At 74.4% G+C, this 19,070-nt stretch carries 16 protein-coding genes; 13 read left to right on the top strand and 3 right to left on the bottom strand.

The window, feature by feature from the left end; all coding sequences use genetic code 11:
- Positions 1–328, bottom strand: a 328-nt coding sequence (locus ACI782_RS16635; protein WP_456911165.1) for an alcohol dehydrogenase catalytic domain-containing protein, incomplete at its 3' end; no start/stop codon positions are given.
- Between the two features lie 194 nt (positions 329–522).
- On the opposite strand from ACI782_RS16635, the gene glyA reads away from it, so the two are divergent.
- The 9 genes from glyA to folP all read left to right on the top strand — a co-directional run bounded on the left by glyA (position 523) and on the right by folP (position 11,757).
- Positions 523–1,851 carry a serine hydroxymethyltransferase gene (gene glyA, locus ACI782_RS16630; protein ID WP_456911163.1) on the top strand — a complete coding sequence of 443 codons (1,329 nt, stop codon included), beginning with the start codon at positions 523–525 and terminating at the stop codon, positions 1,849–1,851.
- The gene (locus ACI782_RS16625; protein WP_456911161.1) at positions 1,848–3,101 is read left to right on the top strand and encodes a sarcosine oxidase subunit beta family protein; all 1,254 of its coding nucleotides are present in this window, start codon (positions 1,848–1,850) and stop codon (positions 3,099–3,101) included. The genes glyA and ACI782_RS16625 overlap by 4 nt, the downstream gene beginning before the upstream one ends.
- Positions 3,102–3,116: 15 nt before the next feature.
- On the top strand, positions 3,117–3,395 hold the full coding sequence (locus ACI782_RS16620) for a sarcosine oxidase subunit delta (RefSeq protein WP_456911158.1): 279 nt from the start codon (positions 3,117–3,119) through the stop codon (positions 3,393–3,395).
- Positions 3,392–6,262, top strand: a complete 2,871-nt coding sequence (locus ACI782_RS16615; RefSeq protein WP_456911156.1) for a 2Fe-2S iron-sulfur cluster-binding protein — start codon at positions 3,392–3,394, stop codon at positions 6,260–6,262. The genes ACI782_RS16620 and ACI782_RS16615 overlap by 4 nt, the downstream gene beginning before the upstream one ends.
- Positions 6,255–6,845, top strand: coding sequence for a sarcosine oxidase subunit gamma (locus ACI782_RS16610; protein WP_456911154.1), 591 nt, complete (start codon positions 6,255–6,257; stop codon positions 6,843–6,845). The genes ACI782_RS16615 and ACI782_RS16610 overlap by 8 nt, the downstream gene beginning before the upstream one ends.
- Positions 6,846–6,872: 27 nt before the next feature.
- Complete coding sequence (locus tag ACI782_RS16605; protein ID WP_456911152.1) at positions 6,873–9,338, top strand: GcvT family protein; 2,466 nt, start codon at positions 6,873–6,875, stop codon at positions 9,336–9,338.
- Positions 9,339–9,437: 99 nt separating this feature from the next.
- Positions 9,438–10,058, top strand: a complete 621-nt coding sequence (locus ACI782_RS16600) for a cyclodeaminase/cyclohydrolase family protein (protein WP_456911150.1) — start codon at positions 9,438–9,440, stop codon at positions 10,056–10,058.
- Positions 10,055–10,900, top strand: a complete 846-nt coding sequence (locus ACI782_RS16595) for a bifunctional 5,10-methylenetetrahydrofolate dehydrogenase/5,10-methenyltetrahydrofolate cyclohydrolase (protein ID WP_456911148.1) — start codon at positions 10,055–10,057, stop codon at positions 10,898–10,900. The genes ACI782_RS16600 and ACI782_RS16595 overlap by 4 nt, the downstream gene beginning before the upstream one ends.
- Positions 10,897–11,757, top strand: coding sequence for a dihydropteroate synthase (gene folP / locus ACI782_RS16590; protein ID WP_456911146.1), 861 nt, complete (start codon positions 10,897–10,899; stop codon positions 11,755–11,757). Before ACI782_RS16595 ends, folP begins: the two co-directional genes overlap by 4 nt.
- 97 nt (positions 11,758–11,854) lie before the next feature.
- Here the strand turns inward: folP and ACI782_RS16585 are convergent, their stop codons facing one another.
- Positions 11,855–12,580, bottom strand: a complete 726-nt coding sequence (locus ACI782_RS16585; RefSeq protein WP_456911144.1) for a GntR family transcriptional regulator — start codon at positions 12,578–12,580, stop codon at positions 11,855–11,857.
- Between the two features lie 85 nt (positions 12,581–12,665).
- Between ACI782_RS16585 and ACI782_RS16580 the strand changes: the two genes are divergently transcribed.
- The 4 genes from ACI782_RS16580 to pabB are packed head-to-tail and all read left to right on the top strand — an operon-like array spanning position 12,666 to position 18,115.
- On the top strand, positions 12,666–14,039 hold the full coding sequence (locus ACI782_RS16580) for an L-serine ammonia-lyase (RefSeq protein WP_456911142.1): 1,374 nt from the start codon (positions 12,666–12,668) through the stop codon (positions 14,037–14,039).
- Positions 14,040–14,049: 10 nt separating this feature from the next.
- A complete protein-coding gene (gene purU / locus ACI782_RS16575; RefSeq protein ID WP_456911139.1) occupies positions 14,050–14,898 on the top strand; it encodes a formyltetrahydrofolate deformylase in 849 nt (282 codons plus the stop codon).
- 44 nt (positions 14,899–14,942) lie between these two features.
- The gene (locus ACI782_RS16570; RefSeq protein WP_456911137.1) at positions 14,943–16,295 is read left to right on the top strand and encodes a bifunctional folylpolyglutamate synthase/dihydrofolate synthase; all 1,353 of its coding nucleotides are present in this window, start codon (positions 14,943–14,945) and stop codon (positions 16,293–16,295) included.
- Positions 16,292–18,115, top strand: coding sequence for an aminodeoxychorismate synthase component I (pabB, locus tag ACI782_RS16565; RefSeq protein ID WP_456911135.1), 1,824 nt, complete (start codon positions 16,292–16,294; stop codon positions 18,113–18,115). Before ACI782_RS16570 ends, pabB begins: the two co-directional genes overlap by 4 nt.
- 49 nt (positions 18,116–18,164) lie before the next feature.
- Here the strand turns inward: pabB and ACI782_RS16560 are convergent, their stop codons facing one another.
- On the bottom strand, positions 18,165–19,049 hold the full coding sequence (locus ACI782_RS16560) for a LysR family transcriptional regulator (RefSeq protein ID WP_456911133.1): 885 nt from the start codon (positions 19,047–19,049) through the stop codon (positions 18,165–18,167).
- Positions 19,050–19,070 lie beyond the last annotated feature (21 nt).

Raw genomic sequence — 19,070 nt, 5'->3', positions numbered from 1 at the left:
TGTTGAAGCAGTACTGCAGCGCGCCCTTGAGGCAGGCGCGGCACTGGCCGCAGACCGCGCGCCAGTTGAGGACCACGTAGTCGCCGACGGCGACGTTGGTGACGCCCGCGCCGACGGCGGAGACCACCCCGGCGGCCTCGTGGCCGAGCAGGAACGGGAACTCGTCGTTGATGTTGCCCTCGCGGTAGTGCAGGTCGGTGGCGCAGACCCCGCACGCCTGGACGTCGACGACGGCCTCACCCGGGCCGGGGTCGGGGACGACGATCGTCTCGACGGTGACCGGAGCACCCTTGCTACGGGCGACGACGCCCTTCACCTCATGGGCCATGGCGCTGGATCTCCTCTCGTGGGAATGGCGGGCGCGGCAGGCCTCCCTGCAGGGGCCCGCCGCGAGCGTGCGAGCGGTGGGGGCAGGGAGGTCCTTTCACCGCACCCCTTGACCCTGCCTGACCCTCACCCTACGGTGTTGCACGACTGATATACCAGTCATCCGCTTCATTTCATGACAGAAGGGACCCCGGCATGGTCGTCCAGCTGGAAGGAGCTCTGGCGGCTCCGGCCGTTCCGGACCGCGTGCTCGACCGGTCGCTGGCGGACACCGACCCCGAGGTGCACGAGGCGATCTCCGCCGAGCTGACCCGCCAGCAGTCCACCCTGGAGATGATCGCCAGCGAGAACTTCGCGCCGGTCGCGGTCATGCAGGCCCAGGGCTCCGTCCTGACCAACAAGTACGCCGAGGGCTACCCGGGCCGGCGGTACTACGGCGGCTGCGAGCACGTCGACGTGATCGAGCAGCTGGCCATCGACCGGCTGAGGGCCCTCTTCGGTGCCGAGTACGCCAACGTGCAGCCGCACTCGGGCGCCCAGGCCAACGCCGCGGCGATGTCCGCTCTGCTGCAGCCCGGCGACACGATCCTGGGCCTGGACCTGGCGCACGGGGGCCACCTGACCCACGGGATGAAGCTGAACTTCTCCGGCAAGCTCTACGACGTCGCGGCCTACCACGTGCGGGCCGACGACCACCTCGTGGACATGGCGGAGGTCGAGCGGCTGGCCCACGAGCGGCGACCCCGGATGATCGTCGCGGGCTGGTCGGCCTACCCCCGCCAGCTGGACTTCGCCGAGTTCCGGCGGATCGCCGACGAGGTCGGCGCCCACCTGATGGTCGACATGGCCCACTTCGCGGGGCTGGTGGCCGCCGGGCTGCACCCGTCGCCCGTGCCGCACGCGCACGTGGTCACCTCGACCACCCACAAGACCCTCGGCGGCCCGCGTGGCGGCGTCATCCTCGCGACGGGGGACCTGGCCAAGAAGTTCAACTCCTCGGTCTTCCCCGGCCAGCAGGGCGGCCCGCTCGAGCACGTCATCGCCGCCAAGGCCGTCGCCTTCAAGCTGGCCGGCGAGCCCGCGTTCCGCGAGCGGCAGGAGCGCACGCTCGCCGGAGCCCGGATCCTCGCCGACCGGCTGTTGGCCCCCGACTCCCGCGCGGCCGGCATCAACGTGGTCAGCGGCGGCACCGACGTCCACCTCGTCCTCGTGGACCTGCGGGAGTCGGAGCTCGACGGCCGGCAGGCCGAGGACCGGCTGCACGCCATCGGCATCACCGTCAACCGCAACGCCGTGCCCTTCGACCCTCGCCCGCCGATGGTCAGCTCGGGAGTGCGCATCGGCACCCCGGCGCTGGCCGCCCGCGGCTTCGACCTCGACGACTTCGCCGAGGTGTCCGACGTGATCGCCGCCGCGCTGCGGCCCTCGACCGGTGACGGCCAGCTCCCGGCACTCCGCGCGCGGGTGACCCGGCTGGCCGACCGCCACCCGCTCTACCCCGACCTGACGGAGGTCGCCCGATGAGTTCCGCCCCCGCCACCCGCACCCCCCGCACCCCCGGCGCGGACCTGCCGGAGCACCCGGACGCCCTGTGGCGGAACCCGGAGCCGGAGAAGTCCTACGACGTCGTCATCGTCGGCGGCGGCGGGCACGGCCTGGCCACCGCGCACTACCTGGCGAAGAACCACGGGATCACGAACGTCGCCGTCCTGGAGAAGGGCTGGCTGGCCGGCGGCAACATGGCCCGCAACACGACGCTGATCCGCTCCAACTACCTCTGGGACGAGAGCGCGGCCATCTACGAGCACTCCCTCAAGCTCTGGGAGGGCCTGGAGGAGGACCTGGGCTACCCCATCCTGTTCAGCCAGCGCGGCGTGCTGAACCTGGCGCACACGCTGCAGGACGTCCGCGACAGCGTGCGGCGGGTCGAGGCCAACAAGCTCAACGGGGTCGACGCCGAGTGGCTCGAGCCCGACGAGGTCCGCAAGGTCTGCCCGATCGTCAACACCTCGAGCGACATCCGCTACCCGGTGCTGGGGGCCACCTACCAGCCGCGCGCGGGCATCGCCAAGCACGACTACGTGGCCTGGGGCTTCGCCCGGCGCGCCGACGAGGCCGGGATCGACCTGATCCAGGACTGCGAGGTCACCGGGTTCACCACCGAGGGCGACCGGGTCACGGGGGTGCGGACGACGCGCGGGGACATCGCCGCGGGGAAGGTCGCGCTGTGCGCCGCCGGGCACACGACGGTGCTCACCGACATGCTCGGCTTCCGCGTGCCGGTGCAGAGCCACCCGCTGCAGGCCCTGGTCTCCGAGCTCCTCGAGCCGGTGCACCCGACCATCGTGATGTCCAACGCGGTGCACGTGTACGTCTCGCAGGCGCACAAGGGTGAGCTGGTCATGGGCGCCGGCGTCGACTCCTACAACGGCTACGGGCAGCGCGGCGCGTTCCACGTCATCGAGCGGCAGATGGCCGCGGCCGTGGAGCTGTTCCCGGTGTTCGCCCGGGCGCACCTGCTGCGCACCTGGGGCGGGATCGTCGACGTCAGCCCGGACGCCTCACCGATCGTGGGGCGGACCCCCTACGACAACCTCTACCTCAACTGCGGCTGGGGGACCGGCGGCTTCAAGGCCACGCCGGGCATCGGCTGGTGCCTGGCCGCCACCATCGCCGACGACGAGGTCCACCCCACCGTGGCGCCGTTCGGCCTGGACCGCTTCGTCACCGGCGCGCTCGTCGACGAGCACGGCGCGGCCGCCGTCGCCCACTGACCCAGGGAGTCTCCCGTGCAACTCATCGCATGCCCGTGGTGCGGCCCCCGCGAGGAGGTCGAGTTCTCCTACGGCGGCCAGGCCCACGTCCCGTACCCGGACGCCCCCGCCGAGCTCTCCGACGAGGAGTGGGCGCACTACGTCTTCTTCCGTGACAACACCAAGGGCCGCTTCGCCGAGCGCTGGAACCACAGCGTCGGCTGCCGCCGCTGGTTCAACGCGATCCGCGACACCGCCACCTACCGCTTCGAGCGCGTCTACCGCCTCGATGACCCGAAGCCGGTGACCCCATGACGAGTCCGTTCCGCACGCCCGAGGGCGGCCGCATCGACCGCGCCACCACCGTCGAGTTCACCTTCGACGGGCAGACCCACACCGGTCACCCCGGGGACACGCTGGCCTCGGCCCTGCTCGCCTCCGGCCGCCACCAGCTCGCCACGAGCATCAAGCTCGGCCGTCCCCGCGGGATCGCCGCGGCGTGGGCCGAGGACCCGGGCGGCCTGGTGCAGATCGAGGAGCCCTTCCCCGAGCCGATGCTGCTGGCGACCACCGTCGAGCTGCACGACGGGCTGGTGGCCCACGGCCTGCCGGGGCAGGGCCGCCTCGCCGAGGTCCCCGACTCCGCACGCTACGACGCCGTCCACCACCACGCGGACGTGCTGGTCGTGGGGGCCGGGCCCGCGGGCCTGGCCGCCGCGCTCAGCGCCGCCCGGGCCGGTGCGCGCGTCGCGCTCGTCGACGAGCAGTCGGAGGCCGGTGGCTCGCTGCTGTCGGGCACCGACCGGCTCGACGACGCTCCCGCGTCGGCCTGGGTGGCCGAGGCGGTCGCCGAGCTGGCCCGCCACCCCGAGGTGCTGCACCTGCAGCGCACGACGGCGTTCGGCAGCTACGACGACGGCTTCGTCCTCGCGCTCGAGCGGCGCACCGACCACCTCGGCGCGACCGCGCCCAGGCACGTGTCCCGCCAGCGGGTGTGGCGCATCCGGGCCCGCTCCGTGGTCGTCGCGACCGGAGCCCACGAGCGACCGGTCGTGTTCGCCGACAACGACCGCCCGGGGATCATGCTCGCCGGCGCGGCCCGGACGTTCCTGCACCGCTACGGCGTGCTGCCCGGCCGCGACGCCGTCGTCTTCACCACGAACGACAGCGCCTACGACGCCGCCCTCGTCCTGTCCCGCGCGGGCGTGCGGGTGCAGGCGGTGGTCGACGCCCGGCCGGAGGGCTCGCCGCGCCGTCGCGAGGAGTGCGAGCAGGCCGGGATCCGGGTGCTCCCGGGGGCCGTCGTGACGGGCACGCAGGGTGTCGAGCGGGTCACGCACGCCCTCGTCGCCCCGTTCGCCGGCGGGGAGGTCGGCGCGAGCAGCGCGATCGCCTGCGACCTGCTGCTGGTCAGCGGGGGCTGGAACCCCGCGGTGCACCTGTTCAGCCAGGCCCGCGGCCGGTTGCGCTACGACGAGGGCCTCGGCGCGTTCCTGCCCGGCGACGAGCTCGACGGCCTGTCGGTCACCGGCTCGGCCGCCGGGGTCCTCGACCTGGCCGGGTGCCTGGCCGACGGTCAGCGGGTGGCCCGCGCGACGCTGTCCGCGCTGTCGATCGCGCCGGCGGACGACGACCGGCTGCCCGCCGCCCCGGAGCCCGTCGTCCCCACCGCGCCCCTGGTGCTGTGGCGGGTGCCGGACACCTCCGGCGCCGAGGGGAGCACCTCGTTCGTCGACCTGCAGCGCGACGCGACGGTCGCCGACATCGCCCGCGCGGTCGGCGCCGGACTGCGGTCGATCGAGCACGTCAAGCGCTACACGACCATCGGCACCGCGCACGACCAGGGCAAGACCTCCGGCGTCCTCACCTCGGGGATCGTCGCCGAGCTGCTCGGGGTCCCGGTGCAGGACACCGGGACCACCACGTTCCGGCCGCCCTACACCCCGGTGGCCTTCGCCGCGCTGGCCGGCCGCGACCGGGGCCGGCTCTTCGACCCCGAGCGGGTCACCGCCCTGCACGAGTGGCACGTGGCGGCCGGGGCGGTCTTCGAGGACGTCGGGCAGTGGAAGCGTCCCCGCTACTACCCGCAGCCCGGCGAGGACATGGAGACCGCGGTCCTCCGCGAGTGCGCCGCGGCCCGCACCGGCGTCGGCATCCTCGACGGCTCCACCCTCGGCAAGATCGACGTCCAGGGCCCGGACGCCGCCGTCCTCCTCGACCGGCTCTACACGAACCTGATGAGCAGCCTGAAGGTCGGTTCGGTCCGCTACGGCGTCATGTGCGGTGTCGACGGCATGGTCATCGACGACGGCACCGTGCTGCGCCTGGCCGAGGACCGCTTCCTCGTGCTCACCACCACCGGCGGGGCGGCGAAGATCCTCGACTGGATGGAGGAGTGGGTCCAGACCGAGTGGCCGGACCTGCGGGTCCACTGCACCTCGGTCACCGAGCAGTGGGTCACCTTCCCCGTCGTCGGCCCTCGCTCCCGCGACGTCGTCCGCGCGGTCTTCCCCGACGTGGACGTGTCCAACGAGGCCTTCCCGTTCATGACCTGGCGGGACACCACCCTGGACGGCGTGCCGGTCCGGCTGGCCCGGATCAGCTTCTCCGGCGAGCTCGCCTTCGAGGTCTACGTCAACGCCTGGTACGCGGTCGCGGTCTGGGAGCGGCTGCTCGAGGCCGGCCGCCCGTACGGCATCACGCCGTACGGCACGGAGACCATGCACGTGCTCCGCGCGGAGAAGGGCTACCCGATCGTCGGGCAGGACACCGACGGCACGGTCACCCCGCAGGACCTCGGGATGTCGTGGGCGGTGTCCAAGAAGAAGCCCGACTTCGTCGGCAAGCGGTCCTTCGCCCGCGTGGCCAACCAGGACCCGCTGCGCAAGCAGCTGGTCGGGCTGCTGCCCGTCGACCGGCAGACCGTGCTGCCCGAGGGGTCGCAGATCGTCGAGTTCGCCGCCGACGGCCAGCTGCCGCCCCCGCCGGTGCCGATGCTCGGCCACGTCACCTCCAGCTACCGCAGCGCCGAGCTCGCCCGGCCCTTCGCCCTCGCCCTGGTCAAGGGCGGCCGGGAGCGCATCGGCGACACCGTCCACGTCCCCGTCAACGGCACCCTCGTCCCGGTCGAGGTGACCGGCTCGGTGCTGGTCGATCCCGAAGGAGCCCGTCGCGATGGCTGAGCTGCTGCGCACCCACCCGCTCGAGGGGTGGCGCACCGCGTTCGAGAGCCTGCCCGACACCGTCGGCATCGCCGCCGAGCCGTTCGTGGCGATGGCCGACGTCCGGCTCGGCACCGTCGGCCCCGAGGCGTCGGCGGCGCTGGGCGTCGACCTGCCGACGACGCCCAACACCTGGGTGCCGGCCGGCACGGGACGGGCGGTCTGGCTGGGTCCCGACGAGTGGCTGCTCACCAGCACCACCGAGGCGCCCGAGGAGCTGGAGGCGCGGGTCCGCGCCGCCGTCCTCCCGCTGGGCGGGTCCGCGACGGACGTCTCCGCGCAGCGGATCGGCCTCCGGCTGACCGGTGCGCGGGTGCGCGAGGTCCTGGCCAAGGGCTGCTCGATCGACCTGCACCCGCGGGTGTTCGGCCGGGGGAGCAGTGCCCAGACGATGCTCGGGCAGGCGGGCGTCGTCCTGCTGGCCCTGTCCGACGCCGGCGACGACGTCGTCGTCCTGGTCCGGTCGTCCTTCGCCGGCTACCTGGCCGACTGGCTGCTCGACGCGGCCCTCGAGTTCACCTCCACCCCCACCCACGACCGCTGACCGGCCCGTCAGTCAGGAGCAACAGACATGTCCAGCACCCCTCGTGTGGTCATCATCGGAGCGGGGATCGTCGGCGCCAACCTGGCCGACGAGCTGACCGCCCGTGGCTGGGACCGCGTCACCGTCGTCGACCAGGGGCCCCTCCCGCTGACCGGGGGCTCCACGTCGCACGCGCCCGGCCTGGTCTTCCAGACCAACGCCTCCAAGACGATGACCGCGTTCGCCAGCTACACGGTCGAGAAGCTGCTGAGCATCGACGTCGACGGCGCCTGGTGCTTCAACCAGGTCGGCGGCCTCGAGGTCGCCACCACCCCGGAGCGGCTCGCGGACCTGCACCGCAAGCAGGGCTGGGCCACCTCGTGGGGCGTCGAGGCGCAGGTGGTCGACGTCGACGAGTGCGTGCGGCTGCACCCGCTGGTCGACCGCGACCGCATCCTCGGCGGCCTGCACATCCCGTCCGACGGCCTGGCCAAGGCGTCCCGGGCGGTCGTCGCCCTCGCCCGCCGCGCCGAGGCGCGCGGCGCCCGCTTCCAGGGCTCGACCCGGGTGACCGGCATCGAGCAGACCGGCGGGCGGGTCACCGGCGTCCGGACGCCGGACGGCGTCATCCCCGCCGACATCGTGGTGTCCTGCGCCGGCTTCTGGGGACAGGACCTCGGCGCGATGGTCGGGATGGACGTGCCCCTGCTGCCGCTGGCCCACCAGTTCGTCTGGACCGGGCAGGTGCCCGACCTCGTCGGCCGCAACGACGAGCTCAGCGAGGCGAGCCTGCCGATCCTGCGGCACCAGGACCAGGACCTGTACTACCGGGAGCGCGGCGACACCCTGGGCATCGGTTCCTACGCCCACCGGCCCATGCCGGTCGACCTGCGGGAGCTCCCCCAGGGGGACGGCGTCCGGGAGGAGTCGATGCCCTCGATGCTGCCCTTCACCGAGGAGGACTTCGCCGGCCCGTGGGAGCAGAGCCAGCTGCTGCTGCCCTCGCTGCGCTCGTCGAAGATCGACAACGGCTTCAACGGCGTCTTCTCGTTCACGCCGGACGGGGGCCCGCTGATCGGGGAGTCCGCCGACGTCCAGGGCTTCTGGATCGCCGAGGCGGTCTGGGTCACCCACTCCGCGGGGGTGGCCCGTGCGGTGGCCCAGCTCCTCGTGGACGGGCGGTCGGAGGTCGACCTGCACGGGTGCGACGTCCACCGCTTCGAGGACGTCCAGCTCTCGCCCGAGTACGTGAGCGAGACCTCGCAGCAGAACTTCGTGGAGATCTACGACGTGCTGCACCCGCTGCAGCCGCGGCTGTCCCCGCGCGACCTGCGGGTCAGCCCGTTCCACGCCCGGCAGCAGGAGCTGGGCGCGGTCTTCCTCGAGGCAGCCGGCTGGGAGCGGCCGCACTGGTACGAGGCCAACGCCGGCCTGGTGGACGCGCTGCCCGCGGAGTGGGTGCCGCCGGAGCGCGACGCGTGGGCGGGGCAGTTCTGGTCCCCGATCGCGGCGGCGGAGGCGTGGAAGACCCGCACCGCCGTGGCGATGTACGACATGACGCCGCTCGAGCGGCTCGAGGTCAGCGGTCCCGGGGCCCTTGACCTCCTGCAGCGGCTGACGACGGGCGAGATGGACAAGTCGGTCGGGTCGGTGACCTACACCCTGGCCCTCGACGAGGCCGGCGGCATCCGCAGCGACCTCACCGTCGCCCGGCTGGGCGAGCAGCTGTTCCAGATCGGGGCCAACGGCCCGCTCGACCGCGACCACCTCCGGCGAGAGGCGCCGGACGACGGCAGCGTGCAGATCCGGGACGTCACCGGCGGCACGTGCTGCATCGGCCTCTGGGGCCCGCGGGCCCGCGACCTCGTCCAGCGGCTCACCACCGACGACTTCTCCAACGACGGGCTCAAGTACTTCCGCGCCAAGCGGGCCCGGATCGGGGGAGTGCCCGTGACGGCGATGCGGCTGTCCTACGTCGGCGAGCTCGGGTGGGAGATCTACACCAGCGCCGACAACGGTCAGCGGCTGTGGGACGTGCTGTGGCGGGCCGGCCAGGACCTGGGCGTCATCGCCGCGGGCCGGGCGGCCTTCAACAGCCTGCGGCTGGAGAAGGGCTACCGCGCCTGGGGTCACGACATGACCACCGAGCACAACCCCTACGAGGCCGGTCTCGGCTTCGCCGTCCGCAAGCAGAAGGACGGCTACGTGGGCAGTTCGGCCGTCGCCGGGCTCGGCGCCGACACGGTCGGCCGCCGGCTGTCCTGCCTGACGATCGACGACGGCCGCAGCGTCGTCCTCGGCCACGAGCCGGTCTTCGTCGACGGCCGCCCGGCCGGCTACGTGACCAGCGCGGCCTTCGGGCACACCGTCGGCCGGCCGATCGCCTACGCCTGGCTGCCCGCCACCGCGACCGTCGGCACCGGGGTCGAGATCGAGTACTTCGGCACCCGCATCGCCGCCACCGTCGCCGCCGAGCCGCTCGTCGACCCGGAGATGACCCGGATCCGCGGCTGAAGAAGTCCCTCCGGGCCCCACCCCGCGCCCGCTCGGGGTGGGGCCCGGAGAGAGCCTGCCCACCACCCGTGGACACGCCCACCCCGGAGGACCCCGCGCATGCGCACCGACACCATCGAGACCTTCCTGGCCCAGCTCGCCGCCAGGGTGCCCGCCCCGGGCGGAGGGGCCACCGCCGCACTGCACGCGGCCCAGGCCGCTGCCCTCGTGGCGATGGTCGCCCGCTACAGCGACTCGGCCAAGTACGCCGACTCCGCCGAGGAGATCGCCACCATCACGGCCACCGCCGACCGGCTGCGCCAGAACGCGCTCGGTCTGGCCGAGGAGGACGCCGCCGCCTTCACCGCGGTCACCGAGGCCTACCGGCTCCCCAAGGGGACCGAGGACGAGGCCGCGGCCCGGTCGGCGGCCATCGCGCGGGCGCTGGTCGGCGCGGCGCACGTGCCCGCCATCGTCATCGCCGTCGCCGAGCAGGTGCTGGGCCTGGCCGAGCGGCTCCTGCCGATCGGCAACCGCAACGTGGTCAGCGACGTCGCCGCCGCCGCCGAGGCGGCCCGGGCCGCGGCCACGACCGCGCGGGTCAACGTCGAGGTCAACCTCGGCGGCATCACGGACCCGACGACCTGGGGTGAGCTCGCCGCGGTCGTCGACACCGTGGACGACCTGGTGCTGCGCGCGGAGAAGGTCACCGCCGCCGTCCGGGACGGGCTGGTCCGATGACGGCGGACCTCAGCGGCAGCGGCCTGGCCGCCGCCATCCGCGCCCAGGTCACCTCCGCGGCCGCGGAGCTGGCCGCGGCCGGGTCGCCGCCCCGGCTGGCCGTGGTCGTCGCGACGGCGGACGAGTCCAGCGCCTGGTACGTCCGCTCCATCGCCCGGGCCGCGGAGAAGACCGGCATCGCCTGCTCCGTCGTCGACGTGGGGGAGACGGCGACGCCGGAGCGGATCCGCACCGAGCTGGCCGCGCTCAGCGCCGATCCCGCGGTGCACGGGATCATCCTGCAGACGCCGCTGCCGGACGGCGCGGTGTTCGAGGACCTCGCCGCCTCGATCGACCCGGCCAAGGACGTCGACGGCGCCAACCCGCTCAGCCTGGGACGGCTCGCCGCCGGCCTGCCCGCGCACCCGCCGGCGACCGCCGCGGCCGTGCTCGCGCTGCTGGACGCCCACGGGGTCCCGCTGTCGGGAGCGCACGCCGTCGTGGTCGGCCGCTCCACCGTCGTCGGCAAGCCGGTGGCGCACCTGCTGCTGCAGCGGGACGCCACCGTGACCGTCTGCCACAGCCGCACCAAGGACCTGGCCGCGGTCACCCGGACCGCGGACGTGCTCGTCGCCGCCGTCGGGCGGCCGGAGCTGATCACGGCCGAGCACGTCGCCGAGGACGCGGTCGTCGTCGACGTCGGGACCAACCCGAAGCCCGAGGGCGGACTGGTCGGGGACGTCGACGCCGGCTCGGTCTCCGGGCACGCCGCCGGCCTCACCCCGGTGCCGGGCGGGGTCGGCCCCGTCACCACCGCGCTCCTCCTGCAGCACACGGTCGCCTCCGCGCGCGGGGCGTCGTGACGGGCACGGTGTCGGCGGAGGCCCCGCACTCGACCGGGACCGCCTCCCCCCTCAGCCGGGTCCTCGGCGCGGGGCGGCCCCTGGTCTGCGGCATCCTCAACGTCACCCCCGACTCCTTCTCCGACGGGGGGCGCTTCGACGACCTGGGGCGGGCCGTCGAGCACGGCTGCCGCCTGGCCGAGGAGGGCGCCGACCTGATCGACGTCGGCGGGGAGTCGACCCGGCCGGGCTCGCGCCCGCCGTCCCTCGGCGAGGAGCTGGACCGGGTCGTCCCGGTCGTCGAGGCCCTGGCGCGGCGGACCCCGGTCCCACTGTCCGTGGACACCTCGCGGCCCGAGGTCATGCGGGAGGCGGTGGCCGCCGGCACGAGCATGGTCAACGACGTGCGTGCGCTGCAGCGGCCGGGCGCGCTGGAGGCCGCCGCGGAGCTCGGCGTGCCGGTGTGCCTGATGCACATGCAGCGCTCGCCCGAGACGATGCAGGAGGCCCCCCGCTACCGGGACGTCGTCGCCGAGGTGCGCACCTTCCTCGCCCAGCGCATGGTCGCCTGCCTCGACGCCGGCGTCCGCCCCGAGCACCTGGTGGTCGACCCGGGGTTCGGGTTCGGCAAGACGCTGTCGCACAACGTCGCGCTCCTCACGTCGCTCGACGCGTTCACCGGCCTCGGCGTGCCGGTCATGGTGGGGCTGTCCCGCAAGTCCGTGCTCGGGCGGCTGACCGGCCGCCCCGTGGGGGACCGGCTGCCCGGTTCCCTGGCCGCGGCGCTCGTCGCCGTCCAGCGGGGAGCGTCCGTGCTCCGCGTGCACGACGTCGCGGCCACCCGGGACGTCCTGACGGTCCTGGACGCCGTCGGCTGAGTTCGGCGACCGCGGCCGGCCTGGTGACGTGCTGGAACGGCCCCCCTGTAGGGCCCCGCCGCGAGCCTGCGAGTGGCGGGGGGCAGAGGGTCCTCTCTCAGATGACCGCCCGGATGGCCTGCTCGAAGCCCAGCACGTGCTCGCGGGCGAGGGCGTCGGCCCGGTCGGCGTCACCGGCGGCGATCGCCCGGAGCAGCTCCACGTGCTCGCCGACGTGCTCGTCCACCGTGGGCAGGCGGTCCAGGAACAGGCAGAAGATCCGCGTCGCCAGGTTGTCGTAGCGGATGAGGACGTCCTCGAGGTGCGGGTTCCCCGCGGCCCGGTAGATGGCGCGGTGGACGGCGAGGTCCCAGCGCATCAGCTCGGTGCGGTCGATCCCGGTGACGTCCAGCTGCTCGATCCCGGTGGCCAGGTCGTCGAGCTCGTCGTGGCCCACCCGGGTGGCCCGCTCGGCGGCCCGACGGGCGGCCAGCGGCTCGAGCTGGGCGCGGATCTCCGAGATGTGCGCCAGATCGGAGATGTCCATGCCGGTCGCGAACGTCCCGCGCCGCGGGTAGGACACGACCAGTCGGTCGCCCTCCAGCCGCTTCAGTGCCTCACGCACCGGGGTGCGGCCCACGCCGAGGTCCTTGGCCAGCTCGTCGTCGTCGATCGGGTCACCGGGGCGGATCGCCAGCATGATCAGCCGGTCCCGGATCGCCACGTAGGCCTTGTCCGCCAGGGAGGTGGCGGCGGACGGGTCGAGCTCGAGCGGTGCGAGGGTCACGAGCAGATCGTAGAGGTTGATGGCCGCCAGGCCTTGCCTCTTCAGAGGGACCGACATACCTTCACTGTACATCTGATATACCAACTGTGTACCTGAACCCGCGGTTGGTGTCCGTCAAATCCGCGGGACGAGGAGGCACCGGGTGACGATCAGCGCTTTCGACCTGTTCAAGGTCGGGATCGGTCCGTCCAGCTCGCACACCGTCGGCCCCATGCGGGCCGCCTGCACCTTCGTCTCGCGCCTGCGGGAGGAAGGGCTGCTCGGCCGGGTGGCCGGCGTCCGGTGCGAGCTGTTCGGATCGCTCGGCGCCACCGGGCACGGCCACGGCAGCGTCAAGGCCGTCGTCCTCGGGCTGGAGGGTGAGCAGCCCGACCTCGTCGACCCCCTCGCGGCCGAGCCCCGGGTCGACACCATCCGCCGCGAGGGCAAGCTCCGGCTGGCCGGCGAGCACCTCGTCGCGTTCTCGGTGGACGACGACGTCGTGCTCCACCGGCGCAGGCGGCTGGAGTTCCACAGCAACGGCATGCTCTTCCGGGCCCTGGACGCGGCCGGCGACGAGGTCAGCCGACGCGAGTACTACTCGGTCGGCGGCGGGTTCGTCCTCGACGAGGACGAGGCCGGCAACCCGGTGATCGTCGAGGACAGCACGCCGGTGCGGTACCCCTTCCGCACCGGCGAGGAGCTGCTGGCGCGCACCCGCGAGACGGGGCTGCGCATCAGCGACGTGATGCTGGCCAACGAGCTGGCCTGGCGCAGCGAGGCTGAGGTCCGCGCGGGCCTCCTGCACACCTGGTCGGTGATGCAGGAGTGCGTGGAGCGCGGCACCCGGACCACCGGCGTCCTCCCGGGCGGGCTCAAGGTGCGACGGCGCGCGGCCGCGCTGCGGGCCCAGCTCGAGGCCTCCCACGACGAGGCCGACCCGCTGCGCGCGATGGAGTGGGTCACCCTCTACGCCCTGGCGGTCAACGAGGAGAACGCCGCCGGCGGCCGGGTGGTCACCGCGCCGACCAACGGCGCCGCCGGCATCGTGCCCGCCGTCCTGCACTACTACCGGGACTTCGTCGACACCTTCTCCGAGGACGGCGTGGTGCGCTTCCTGCTCACCGCCGCCGCGATCGGCCTGCTGTTCAAGGAGAACGCGTCCATCTCCGGCGCGGAGGTCGGCTGCCAGGGCGAGGTCGGCTCGGCCTGCTCCATGGCCGCCGCCGGCCTCGCCGAGGTCATCGGGGGGACCCCGGAGCAGGTGGAGAACGCCGCGGAGATCGGCATCGAGCACAACCTGGGGCTCACCTGCGACCCGGTCGGCGGGCTGGTGCAGATCCCGTGCATCGAGCGCAACGCCGTCGGCTCGGTCAAGGCGATCACCGCGGCGCGCATGGCCGTGCGCGGCGACGGCCGCCACCACGTCCCCCTGGACAAGGCGATCAAGACCATGCGCGAGACCGGCGCGGACATGAAGGACAAGTACAAGGAGACCGCCCGTGGCGGGCTTGCGCTCAACATCGTCGAGTGCTGAGGAGGCACCCGTGTCCCACCCCTTCACCCTCACCCTCAGCTGCCAGGAGCGCCCGGGCATCGTGCACGCGGTGAGCTCGTTCCTGTTCGAGCACGGCTGCGACATCGTCGAGCACCAGCAGTTCGACGACCCCACCCGCGGCCAGCTGTTCCTGCGGACGTCGTTCGTCTGCTCGCAGGACGCCGACGCCGACCTGCTGTCGGCGGACTTCCGGGCGGTGGCCGACGACTTCGGCATGAGCTACCGGCTGACCGGCGACCAGCCCCAGCGGGTCCTGGTCCTGGTCTCCAAGCTCGGCCACTGCCTCAACGACCTGATCTTCCGCTGGCGCGCCGGCAGCCTCGGCGCCGAGCTCGTCGCCGTGGTCTCCAACCACGAGGACCTGCGCCCGATGGCGGAGGCGGCCGGTCTGCCCTTCGTCCACGTGCCCGTGACGCCGGCGACCAAGGGGGAGGCCGAGGCCCGCCTGCTCGAGCTGGTCGACGAGTACCGGGCCGACCTGGTCGTCCTCGCCCGCTACATGCAGATCCTCTCCGACGAGACGTGCGCCGCCCTGCACGGCCGGGCGATCAACATCCACCACTCGTTCCTGCCGGGGTTCAAGGGCGCCAAGCCCTACCACCAGGCCTTCGACCGCGGCGTGAAGCTCGTCGGCGCGACGGCCCACTACGTGACCCCCGACCTCGACGAGGGGCCGATCATCGAGCAGGAGGTCATCCGCATCGACCACACCTACGACCCGCGCGCCCTCGCCACGGTCGGCCAGGACGCCGAGGCGCTGGCGCTGTCGCGGGCCGTCCGGTGGCACAGCGAGCGGCGGGTGCTCCTCAACGGGCACAGCACCGTCGTCTTCCGCTGAGCCGGGACGTCGACGAGGTCGTGTCCTCCGGGGTGGTGGGCCGGGTGACGCCCGTGGGGGCTCCGCCGTCCCCGGCGGCGCTCGACCGGGTGCTGCGGTACCTGCTGGAGGAGCTCGGGCCCCAGCAGGGCCCGGCCGGCGCGGGGCTCGCCCGCGCCCGGGCCCTGTTCGCGGCCCTCGGCGACCCCCAGGACCGGTTCCGCGCCGTGCACGTGGCGGGCACCGCCGGCAAGGGGTCGGTGAGCACCTTCGTGGCGAGCCTGCTCCGGGCGCACGGGTTCCGGGTGGGCGCCCACCTGTCGCCGCACGTCTCCTGTCTCCTCGAGCGGTTCCAGCTCGACGGAGCCACGGCGCCCGCCGAGCTCGTCGACGCCGCGCTGGCCCGGGTGCGGCCGGCGGTCGGGGCGGTGGAGCGGGCCGGGCACGGCCGGCCGTCCTTCTTCGAGGTCACCAACGCCGTCGCCTTCAGCCTGTTCGCCGATCGGGTCGACCACGGGGTCGTCGAGACGGGGGTCGGGGGGCTGCTCGACTCCACCAACACGATCTCCCGGGCGGACAAGCTCGCCGTCGTCACGCCGATCGGCCTGGACCACCAGGACCTGCTCGGGTCCACGCTCGGCGAGATCGCGGCCCAGAAGGCCGGCATCCTGCCGATCGGCGGTCGTGCGGTGGCCGCCCGCCCACGGGACCCCGAGGTGGAGGACGTGCTCCGCGCGGAGGCGGCCCGCCGGGGCTGCGCCCTCTCCTGGGTGGACCAGGGACCCCCGGCGGTGCGGGCCTGGACCGGGCCGGGCGGCACCGAACTGCGCCTGCGGGGCCAACCGCCCCTGTCCCTGGGGCTGACCGGGCGGCACCAGGCGGGCAACGCCCACCTCGCGCTGCGTGCCGTCGAGGCGCTGGCCGCACGCGACGGGTGGGCCCTCGACCCGGACGCCGTCTGGCTGGGGCTGCGCAGCGCCACGCTGCCCGGCCGGTTCGAACGCCGGGTGGTCGGCGGCCGGCCCGCGGTCCTCGACGGGGCGCACAACCCGATGAAGCTCGCGGCGCTGGTGGCGACGCTGCAGGAGGTGCACCCCGGCGCCCGGTTCCCGTGGGTCCTCGCGGTCAAGCAGGACAAGGACCTGCGGGCGGCCCTGCGGGTCATCGCTCCCGCGGCCACGCTGGTGGTCGCGACGCGGTTCGCCACCGGGGACGGCGACCACCCCGCCGGCACGTCCGTCCCGGCCGACCAGGTCGCCGCGGCGGCGCGGGAGTGCGGGATCGCGGTCGAGGTCCAGGAGGACCCGCTGGTCGCGGTCGACCGCGCCGCCGAGCGGGCCGGGGCCGGACTGCCCGTCGTGGTCAGCGGCTCGTTCCACCTGGTCGCCGCGGTGCGTCCGGGGACGACGGCCCCGTGAGCCGCGGCAGCTGGCCGGGGGCGCCCTGGGCCCGGTTCGACGACCTCCGCGCCGGGACCGCCGTCCGGTGTCCGGCCCCGCGCCGGGTGCTGGTCGCCGAGCGCCCCGAGCAGGTCGTCGACGTCCTGGCCGAGGTCGAGCGGGCCACCGACGCCGGGTCGTGGGCCTTCGGCTACGTCGCCTACGAGGCCGCCGCCGGGCTCGACCCCCGGCTGGCCGTCCACGGGTGCACGCCCATGGGGATGCCGCTGGTGTGGTTCGGGCTCTGCGACGAGCCGCTGCCGGTGCCGCCGCTCCGGGCAGCCGACGTCGGGTCGGTCGCGGCCGCCGAGTGGTGGCCCGCGTGGACGCCGGCCGGGCACGCCCGCGGCGTCGGCGAGATCCGGGAGCGGATCGCCGCCGGGGACACGTTCCAGTGCAACCTGACCGTGCGGATGTCCGGCGCGGTGACCAGGGACCCCATGGCCCTGTACCGGGACCTGGCGCTGGGGCAGCGCGGCGCCCACAACGCCTACCTCGACCTCGGCCGCTTCGCCGTGGCCAGCGCCAGCCCCGAGCTGTTCTTCGAGCGCCGCGGGGACTCGGTGCTGCTGCGCCCGATGAAGGGGACGACGCCGCGGGGACGCTCCCGCGACGAGGACCGGCGCCTGGCCGACCGGCTGCGCGCGAGCCCCAAGGAGCGGGCGGAGAACGTCATGATCGTCGACCTGCTGCGCAACGACGTCGGCCGGGTCGCGGAGATCGGCAGCGTCGACGTGCCCGCGCTGTTCACCGTGGAGCGCTACGAGACCGTCCTGCAGCTCACCTCCGACGTCACCGCGCGCCTGCGCCCGGGCACCGGTCTGGTCGAGCTGTTCCGGGCGCTGTTCCCCTGCGGCTCGGTCACGGGGGCGCCCAAGGTGAGCTCCATGGCGATCATCCGGTCCGTGGAACCCGACCCGCGGGGCGTCTACTGCGGGGCCATCGGCCTGGTCGGCCCCCCGGACGCGCCGGTCCGGGCCCGCTTCAGCGTGGCCATCCGGACCGCGGTGGTGGACAGGGACTCCGGGGAGGCGGTCTACGGCACCGGCAGCGGCATCACCTGGGGGTCGGAGGCGTCCGCCGAACACGCGGAGGTCCTCGCCAAGACCGCCGTCCTCGCCGCGCGGCCGCGCGAGTTCGAGCTGCTGGAGACGATGCGCCACGACCCGCGGCGCGGCCTGCGCAACCGGGACCGGCACCTGCAGCGGATGGCAGCCTCCGCCGAGCACCTGGGGTTCCGGTTCGACCCGTCAACGGCGCGGCGCGTGCTGGACGAGCGGCTGGCGGGGGGGCCGGCGGCCCGCGTCCGGCTGCGGCTCCGCCGCGACGGGACGCTCGCCGTGGACGTCGCGGCGCTGCCACCGACCTCCGCCGGCCCGGTGCTGCTCGCGGTCGACGACGAGCCGGTCGATCCTCGGGAGACCTGGCTCCACCACAAGACGAGCCTGCGGGAGCCCTATGACCGGCGCCGGGAGCGGCGGCCGGACGTCGACGACGTGGTCATGGTGAACACGAGCGGGGAGCTCACCGAGGCCACCCGGGCCTCCCTCGCGGTGGCGCTCGACGGGTCGTGGTGGACGCCGCCGCTGGAGTCCGGGTGTCTGCCGGGCGTCGAGCGCGCGCGGCTGCTCGAGGCGGGCCGGCTGCGGGAGCGGGTGCTCACCGTGGCCGACCTCGAGCGCGCGGACGGGGTGGCGGTGCTCAGCTCGCTGCGGGGATGGCGCGCCGCGGTGCTGGGCGACGCCGGCCCGCGCGGCCGGGTCCCGGCGGCCGACCGGGTGCTCGCACGCGTGCCCTGACGCGGGCCGTCGGCCCCGGCGGGCTGGGCGGTCCGGTCGTCGCGGACGGTCACCCGGCGCCGCCGCGTGCCTCCGGGCCGCGCCGTCCGTACTGCTCGCAGACGAGGTGCACGAACGCGTCCAGGCCGGCCGGCGGGCTGTCGGCCCACCAGGTGAGCCACACCGGGATCGGCGGGGCGTCGCGGACCAGTCGGTACGCGACGCCGGGCCGGGGGTGCTGGGCCGCGGTGGCCTCGGCGGAGATGCCCACCGCCTGACCCGCGGCGATGACGGTGAGCCAGTCCTCGATCCCGCGCACCACCCGGGTGGCGGCCGGCGCCGCCGGCGGCGACCACAGCTCCTCGGTGGTGGTCCCGGTCAGCGGGTCGACCGCGACGGTCCGGCCGGCGAAGTCGTCGAGGCTCAGGCTGCGGCGGCGGGCCAGCGGGTCGTCGGCGGCGACGGCGGCGTAGCGCCGCTCGACGCCGAGCAGGGCGGTCCGCAGCCGCGGGTCGCTGACCGGACGGCGGAGGACGCTCACGTCGGCGACCCCCTCGCTCAGGCCGGCGGTGGCGGTGTCGGCGTGGACGAACACCAGCGCGGCGCCCGGGCGGTCCTGGGCCCACCGGCGCTGCACCGCGGTGGTGTGGCGGCCGAGCGCCGACCAGTGGTACCCGACGCGCAGGTCCCCGCCACCCTGCTCGGCGGCCCGCCGGATCGCGGCGACCTCCTCCAGGACGCGGCGGGCGTGCCCGACGACCCGGGCGCCGGCCGGGGTCAGCGACACCTCCCGCGTGGTCCGCTGCAGCACCCGGGTGCCCAGGGCGCGCTCCAGCGCGGCGATCGTCCGGGACACCGACGCCTGAGAGGTGCCGAGGGTGTCGGCGGCCCCGGTGAACGTGCCGGCGTCCACCACGGCGAGGAGGGCCCGCAGCTGCCGGACCTCCGGATCCATACGGTGAGCGTATCGCCGGGA

The sequence above is a fragment of the Geodermatophilus sp. SYSU D00703 genome (assembly GCF_054050155.1).
This window is presented reverse-complemented; position numbering and strand designations above follow the sequence as displayed.